The organism is Stutzerimonas nitrititolerans, from assembly GCF_003696285.1.
GTDB lineage: Bacteria > Pseudomonadota > Gammaproteobacteria > Pseudomonadales > Pseudomonadaceae > Stutzerimonas > Stutzerimonas nitrititolerans.
This window is the reverse complement of record NZ_RFFL01000011.1, coordinates 165967-172901: the sequence shown is the minus strand read 5'-3', so window position 1 is coordinate 172901 and position 6935 is coordinate 165967. Positions and strand designations below refer to the sequence as shown.

Here is a 6935-nt window from a genome sequence, read left to right as displayed (position 1 = left end):
CGTGGCCCGCTCTAGCAGGCGGATTCGGTGCGGTAGGTCACAATCTCCAAGGGATGATGAACGGCGTGATCGAGCAAGGCCACGATGCGTCCCGTGGCACTCACAGCATGGCATTGGCCGGATCATGTTCCGATTCTTCGGCGCCGCCTTCGTTCTTGCATGGGGGCGTAGCCCTACGGGACGGCTGCCACTACGAAGGATGAGACGGTTCACCCCCGGAGGATAAGGCCCGCCAAAACGGGGGAATCCATCGACGTTCGCACTTTTCACCGACCTTCACGCGGCGATTCTCGGCTGCATGTCGAGCACTCGCGCCGTCATGCGCAAGCGCCTCTTCGCGGCGAAACACCTGCGCCACCGCTCTGGCATCCACTCTCTTGCCTGCCTACTCCCCTGACAGACAGCTACGCCCGACAACTCAGCCATCGTTTTTTTTCACCAGGGAGGATGTGGCGGCGCCATGCCATCACTGACTCTAGTTCACGTCGATCCGACCCCAGTGTGGCTGGCGCTGGAGCGGCAATGTCACGGCTATCGCAGCACCAACAAAAATAACAAGGACCCTCATCATGAAGCACAAGCAGATGCCCCCCTTCCTGTTCAAGCCCGGATACGTTCTGGCCGCGATGTTGGTCAGCGCCCCTGCCCTGGCAGTGGATTTCCATGGCTACATGCGTTCCGGTGTCGGCGCCACTGCGGGCGGCGGCGACCAGGCCTGTTTCCAGGCGGCGGGTGCGCCGGCCAAGTACCGCCTGGGTAACGAGTGCGAGACCTACGCCGAGATCGGTCTTGGCCAGGAAGTCTGGAAGGAAGGCGACAAGAGCTTCTACGTCGACAGCATGATCGCCTACAACTCGCGCCAGGCTAACGATTATGAAGCGACCCGCACCGACACCAACGGCGGCGCCAACCACCCCTTCGACGAAGGTGGTGACGTGGCCATACGCCAGTTCAACGTGGTCGGCCACAACCTGATCGAGAGTCTGCCGGGCGCCGACATCTGGGCCGGCAAGCGTTACTACAAGCGCCACGACGTGCACATCAATGATTACTACTACTGGGACGTATCCGGTCCTGGCGCGGGCATCGAGGACATCGACCTGGGCTTCGCCAAGGCCAGCATCGCCTGGATCCGCAATACCGACGGCGATTACGTCTACCAGGGCTCGGGCACCGGCACCAACATCGCCAACGACACCCTCGACATCCGCCTGGCCGAGATCGACGTCAACCCCAACGGCAAGCTGGAAATCGGCTACGACTACGGCAAGGCCAACCTCACCGACGAGCAGGAGCGCGACCCTGGTTACACCGACCAGAAAGGTCATCTGATCACCCTGGAGCACACCCAGGGCGACTGGTTCGGCGGCTACAACAAGCTCGCCCTGCAGTACGGCACCGACGGCATCATCGGCAGTAGCGGGCGCAACAGCACCGGCAACAGCGACGGCAAGATGTTGCGCCTGGTCAACCAGGGCGTGGTCGGCCTGACCGACAACATCGAGATGATGTACGTGCAGATTTACGAGGACCGCGATTTCGACAACGACTCCGGCCAGGAATGGCTCTCCTTCGGCGTGCGCCCGGTCTACAAGTGGAACGAGACCATGAGCACCGCGCTGGAATTCGGCTACGACCGCATCGACCCGCAGGCCGACGGCGAACGCAGCCGCGACCTGAAGAAGCTCACCCTGGCCCAGCAGTGGTCCGCCGGTCGTAGTTTCTGGGCACGTCCGCAGATTCGCGTATTCGCCACCTACGCCAAGTGGGACGGCGGCCGCTACCAGGCGGCCAGCGAATCCATCGATGCCGGCGACGACGACGGCCTGACCTTCGGCGTACAGGCCGAAGCCTGGTGGTGATTGGCTGAGACCCGACTGGTGGCGGTCCCTCTCCTCCCGCTCAGTCCATTCGGGCACAGCCTGTTTTTTCCGCTCCACCGTCTCGGCGGTGTTTCAACCCCGGCTTGGCTGGCCGGGGTCTTTTTTGTCTGGACCGGAGTACGTCTCAATGAAGAACAGCATGCCCCTGGTGCTCGGACTGGCCGCCGTCATGACGACCGGCTGCGGTAGCGAGCCGCTGAAGCGCGTCGATGCGTTTTCACACAGCCCCGCCCCGCTCGAACTGTCCGAAAGCAACGCACGGCAGGCACTCGCCGCGGCCGCTCCGTGCTGCGTGCGGATCGAGCAATTTCCGTTTCAGTCCATCCCCGTGGATTTCAGCGCGAGCGTGCTGATCGATACCAGCGCACCCGCCTTCGAGTTCGACAGCGGCAAGAGCTTCTTCCGCGCCTTCGCCCTGCCGCGTGACAGCAAATCCTTCGAGATTCGCCTGTACAGCCAGGCCGGCGACACGGTGCTGGCTCCCAGCGCCATGCTGCTCGACAGCCGGTTCCGCATGACTCGCCTGCTGGATGCCGACGATTTCAGCTACGTACCGGCCGAGGGCCTGAAGGGCGATAGCCTCGACGCCCGGCTGCGCATCGACCGGCTCTACCTGGACAACCCGGGCAACGAGCACTACCTGGTGCTCTTCAGCTCCGAGCGCGACAGCACCGGTCGAACTACCCTGCAGCACCCGGCCAAGGCTTACGCCAAGGCGCTGGGCAACGAGCCGCCAAGCATCCCCGACCCGGTCGCGCGGCACTCGCCGACGGGCGTGATCAAGATGGTACTGATCGAAGACAAGGTCGCCGGCCAGCAGGCCAACACCTACGTTCCGGCCTACAGCACCGGTCGCGAAATGGGCAATCAGTTGCCATCCGTACCCGCACCGGCGGTGCTGCCGGAAACCAAGGCGTACTACCGCCAGGGGATCGATGCTGCATTGGCGAGCAAGGATCTGGAGCGCGCGCTGCACCTGGCCGACGAGGCCGCACGCATTGGCGACGCAGACGCCCGTGCCTATCTGCTGGAGCGCATCCAGATCAAGTAGTCGTTTTCATCGCAACGGAAATCGCCACCCGGCCCTGACACGGCCGGGTGCGCCACTGCCAAGCAAGGAGCTGGAAGATGATCACGTTGCTCAATGCCGCCGTTCTGCTGGTTCTTCTCTGCCTGCCCGGCGCCACCCAGGCCTTCGAACGCGACAGGCTGCTGGTCTGGGTCAATCAGGACAAGGGGTTCAATGGTGTAGCCGAGATCGGTCGACGCTTCCAGGCCGAGACCGGCGTCGAGGTCGAAGTCACCACGCCGGATGATCTGGCCGCACGCTTCGACCGGCTCGCCGGTACCGCGAAGGGGCCGGACATCGTCATCTTCGCCCACGACCGCTTCGGCTCCTGGCTCGACGCCGGACATCTCGCCGCGCTGCAACCGAGCCAGGCCGCGCGGCAGCGCACGCCGGATTTCGCCTGGGAGGCGGTCAGCGTGGCCAACCGCATCTATGGCTATCCCCTGTCCACCGAAGTGGTCAGCCTGATTTACAACCGCGACCTGGTAGCGAAGCCGCCTCGTACCTGGCAGGACTTGATCGAGCTGGATCGGGACCTGCGTGCCCGGGGCAAACGTGCCATCGCCTGGGATTACGCCAACCTGTATTTCTCCTGGCCGGTCATCGCCGGCAGCGGCGGCTACAGCCTGCGCAAGCGTGACGGACTATACGACCTCGACGACCTGGGCATCGCCAATGCCGGCGCGGTGGCGGGCTTCGAACAGATCCGCCGGTTGCTCGAGCTCGGCGTGCTGACGCCCGAAGACAACTACGAACGGATGATGAAGGCCTTCAAGGCCGGCGAACTGGCCATGATGATCAATGGCCCCTGGGTATGGAATGAACTGCGTGAAGCGGGCATGCGCTTCGGCATCGATCACGTGCCGGGAATCGACGCCGACCGGCCCGGCAAGCCTTTCGTGGGCATCGTCGCCGCCGCGATCAACGCGCACAGCCCCAACCAGGCCCAGGCGCAGCGCTTTCTCGACGACTATCTGACCACCGCCGACGGCCTGCGTGTCATCGACGCCGACAAGCCGCTGGGCGCGGTGGCCAACCTGCAGTTGCTGGAAACGCTGCAGCGCGACCCCCTGATCGCCCACACCTACCGCTCGGCCGCCAGCGGCGAGATCATGCCCGACGTCCCCGAGATGAAGCGTTTCTGGAGCCTGTTCGACAGCCGCCTGCGCCCGATGCTTCAAGGCGAGCGGGAAATTCCCGCGACGCTGGAGCAGATCAGCGCGCGCCTCAGGCAGCACGCACAGATGCAGACGGTACGCCGCCGCTTCTACCCCACCGCCGAGATGGCCGTTGCGGCTGACTCAGTCACCCGCGAATGACGCCCTGCGGTACTCGCGGACTGGCATTTCAGCGTGCCGGCGGCAACTCAGGCTCGCGCAGTGCCCAGCGCCGGAACCGCACCACGAATTCCGGCACCGAGTGGAAGATCCAGCCGGCAACCAGCACGTTGAGCAGCGAGACGGCGAGGAAGAGTTGCGGAATCGACAACCCGACCACCGTCAGCACGAGGATGGCGAACAGCGCCGATACCACCATGAACAGCGCGTTGAGGATGTTGTTGGCCGCCACCACCCGCGACCGTTCCTGCAGGGCGGTACGAGCCTGGATCAGCGCGTACAGCGGCACTATGTACAAGCCGCCGAAGGCTCCCAGGCCCAGCACTGCGAGCAACGCCCACCAGGCGCCGGGCTCGAGCAGCAACGCCAGCCAGTCGCGGCTTTCCGTCACCGGCGGCAACCCGCCGGCCTGCCACCAGAGCAACACGCCGAACACCGTCAGACCGATGGAGCCCAGCGGCACCAGGCCGATCTCTACGCGATGCGCCGACAACCGCTCGCAGAGCATCGAACCCAGGGCGATGCCGATGGAGAAAGTGGCCAGGATCAGCGTCACCACGCCCTCGTCACCCTGCAGCAGTTCCTTGGCGAAGGCCGGTATCTGGGTGAGATAGGTCGCACCGAGAAACCAGAACCAGGAATTGCCGATCATCGCGCGCGACACCGCCCGCTCCTGCCCCAAGCCCAGCCGCATGATGTGCCAGGACTGGCGCAGCACCTGCCAGTCGATCTTCAGGTCCGCAAAGGCCGGCGTCGTCGCGGGAATCGCGCGGCTGGCCAGGTAGCCCAGCAATGCGATGAGCACCACGGCGATGGAAACCAGCACCGCGTAATCGGCATCGTTCATCAGGATGCCGGCGCCGATGGTGCCGCCGAGGATCGCCAGGAAGGTGCCCATTTCCACCAGCGCGTTGCCGCCGATCAGCTCGTCCTGGTGCAATTGCTGCGGCAGGATCGAGTACTTCACCGGGCCGAACAGCGCCGACTGGGTACCCATGCAGAACAGCACCACCAGCAACAGCGGCAGGTTGCCCAGCAGCAGGCCCAGCGCCCCCACCAGCATGATCAGGATCTCGGCGAACTTGATCCGCCGAATCAGCCAGGCCTTCTCGTACTTCTCGCCGAACTGGCCGCCCAGCGCGGAGAACAGGAAGAACGGCAGGATGAACAGCATGGCGCACAGGTTGACCAGCAGGCTGGTGTCGGCGCTCGTGCTGAACCGGAAGAGAATCGCCAGGATCAGCGCCTGTTTGAACACGTTGTCGTTGAAGGCACCGAGCAGCTGCGTCACGAAGAACGGCAGGAAGCGGCGTTTGCCCAGCAGCCGGATCTGCGATGGCTGGCTCATGACAACTCGCCGGATCGATTCGATGACGAGGCACGCGGCAGCGCGTTCACAGCGGCAACTGCCCGAACGCCCAGCGCAACAGGAAGAAACTCAGCAACCCACCGGCGATGGTCGCCAACAGGTTGCGACTGAGCGCCGCGATCAGGATCGCCAGCACGCCGGCCAGCAGATAGGCGTTGTGCCAATGCAGCGCCCAGTGCCCCTCCGGCATCAGCATGCCCGGCACCACGATGGCGGTCAGCACGGCCACTGGCACGTAGTGCAGGCCCTGCTCCACCAGGCGCGGGAAGCGCAGGTCGGGCCAGGCGAAGAAGCTGTAGCGAATCACGAAGGTGATGGCCAGCATGCCCAGGATCAGCAGCCAGATCTGCATCAGTGGGCCTCCTGTCGCACGCGGCGTTCGGCCAGTTGCTCGAGCCCGACGCCGACGACGATACCGGCCAGGGCCGCGGCGATCAGGCCCAGCTTGTAGGGCAGCTCCCAGGTCAGCAATGCCACGGCGCCGGCCACCAGCGCGGAGGCCACCTGTGGCCGGGTGCGCATCATCGGCACGGCGATGCCGATGAAGGTGGCGATCATGGCGAAATCCAGGCCCCAGCGAGCCACGTCGGGCACCGCCTGGCCGAAGGCGACGCCGGCGAGGGTCGCCAGTTGCCAGCTCAGGTACATGGTCAGCGCGGCCCCGAGGAAGAACCAGTGCTTGTGCGGCGAGGCATCGTCACGGGCATAGCGGTGCTGGATCACGGCGAAGGCCTCGTCGGTCAGCCAGAAGGCCAGCGGCACCCGCCAGCGGCTCGGCAGGTGGCGCACGAAAGGTTGCATCGCCGCGCTGTAGAGCGCGTGGCGCAGGTTGACCACGAAGGTGGTCAGCAACACCACCAGCGCACCGACGCCACCGGTGATCAGGGTGACGGCGATGAACTGTGCGGAGCCGGCGAATACCAGCAGCGACATGCCCATGGTCTGCCACGCCGACAGCCCGGCGCCCACCGCGAGCGTGCCGAAGATGATACCGAAGGGAATGGCACCGACGATCAGCGGCAGGATATCGCGACAACCATGCAAGAACTCTTGCGAGCGGGACATCGGGGCTCCTTGGGGTCCACAACGGAACCGGCTATATGCCGCTGTTGCGCTGCAGAGTACGGAATATCGAAGACGGATCGATGACGCGGGACGGATCGCCCGCGAAAACGGCAAACCTTACCCGATGTTGGCAGCCGAGGCGATGGGTCGTATGGCGATACCAGGCAATCGCCGCGCGGCTCGGCCGGAAACGCTCAGATGGTGCTGCGCCC

Annotated in this window: 6 protein-coding genes; 3 read left to right on the top strand and 3 right to left on the bottom strand. The window is 64.8% G+C overall.

The window, feature by feature from the left end:
* The first annotated feature begins 569 nt into the window (after nucleotides 1-569).
* The 3 genes from EA795_RS15035 to malE all read left to right on the top strand — a co-directional run bounded on the left by EA795_RS15035 (nucleotide 570) and on the right by malE (nucleotide 4271).
* Nucleotides 570-1862, top strand: a complete 1293-nt coding sequence (locus tag EA795_RS15035; RefSeq protein ID WP_014852442.1) for a maltoporin — start codon at nucleotides 570-572, stop codon at nucleotides 1860-1862.
* A gap of 148 nt (nucleotides 1863-2010) precedes the next feature.
* Nucleotides 2011-2934 carry a MalM family protein gene (locus EA795_RS15030; protein ID WP_122078182.1) on the top strand — a complete coding sequence of 308 codons (924 nt, stop codon included), beginning with the start codon at nucleotides 2011-2013 and terminating at the stop codon, nucleotides 2932-2934.
* Between the two features lie 77 nt (nucleotides 2935-3011).
* Nucleotides 3012-4271, top strand: coding sequence for a maltose/maltodextrin ABC transporter substrate-binding protein MalE (gene malE, locus EA795_RS15025; RefSeq protein ID WP_122078180.1), 1260 nt, complete (start codon nucleotides 3012-3014; stop codon nucleotides 4269-4271).
* A gap of 28 nt (nucleotides 4272-4299) precedes the next feature.
* Here the strand turns inward: malE and EA795_RS15020 are convergent, their stop codons facing one another.
* The 3 genes from EA795_RS15020 to EA795_RS15010 are packed head-to-tail and all read right to left on the bottom strand — an operon-like array spanning nucleotide 4300 to nucleotide 6723.
* The gene (locus EA795_RS15020; protein ID WP_014852439.1) at nucleotides 4300-5637 is read right to left on the bottom strand and encodes an MFS transporter; all 1338 of its coding nucleotides are present in this window, start codon (nucleotides 5635-5637) and stop codon (nucleotides 4300-4302) included.
* A 46-nt stretch (nucleotides 5638-5683) separates the two neighbouring features.
* Nucleotides 5684-6010 (bottom strand): AzlD domain-containing protein, encoded by a 327-nt coding sequence (locus EA795_RS15015; RefSeq protein ID WP_014852438.1) that lies wholly within the window; start codon nucleotides 6008-6010, stop codon nucleotides 5684-5686.
* Nucleotides 6010-6723 (bottom strand): AzlC family ABC transporter permease, encoded by a 714-nt coding sequence (locus EA795_RS15010; RefSeq protein WP_014852437.1) that lies wholly within the window; start codon nucleotides 6721-6723, stop codon nucleotides 6010-6012. Before EA795_RS15010 ends, EA795_RS15015 begins: the two co-directional genes overlap by 1 nt.
* Nucleotides 6724-6935 lie beyond the last annotated feature (212 nt).

What these genes read in the sequence shown, in the direction of transcription:
- EA795_RS15035 (WP_014852442.1), top strand. Translation starts at nt 570, where the DNA reads ATGAAGCACAAGCAGATGCCCCCCTTCCTGTTCAAGCCCGGATACGTT.
- EA795_RS15030 (WP_122078182.1), top strand. Translation starts at nt 2,011, where the DNA reads ATGAAGAACAGCATGCCCCTGGTGCTCGGACTGGCCGCCGTCATGACG.
- malE (WP_122078180.1), top strand. Translation starts at nt 3,012, where the DNA reads ATGATCACGTTGCTCAATGCCGCCGTTCTGCTGGTTCTTCTCTGCCTG.
- EA795_RS15020 (WP_014852439.1), bottom strand. Translation starts at nt 5,637, where the DNA reads ATGAGCCAGCCATCGCAGATCCGGCTGCTGGGCAAACGCCGCTTCCTG.
- EA795_RS15015 (WP_014852438.1), bottom strand. Translation starts at nt 6,010, where the DNA reads ATGCAGATCTGGCTGCTGATCCTGGGCATGCTGGCCATCACCTTCGTG.
- EA795_RS15010 (WP_014852437.1), bottom strand. Translation starts at nt 6,723, where the DNA reads ATGTCCCGCTCGCAAGAGTTCTTGCATGGTTGTCGCGATATCCTGCCG.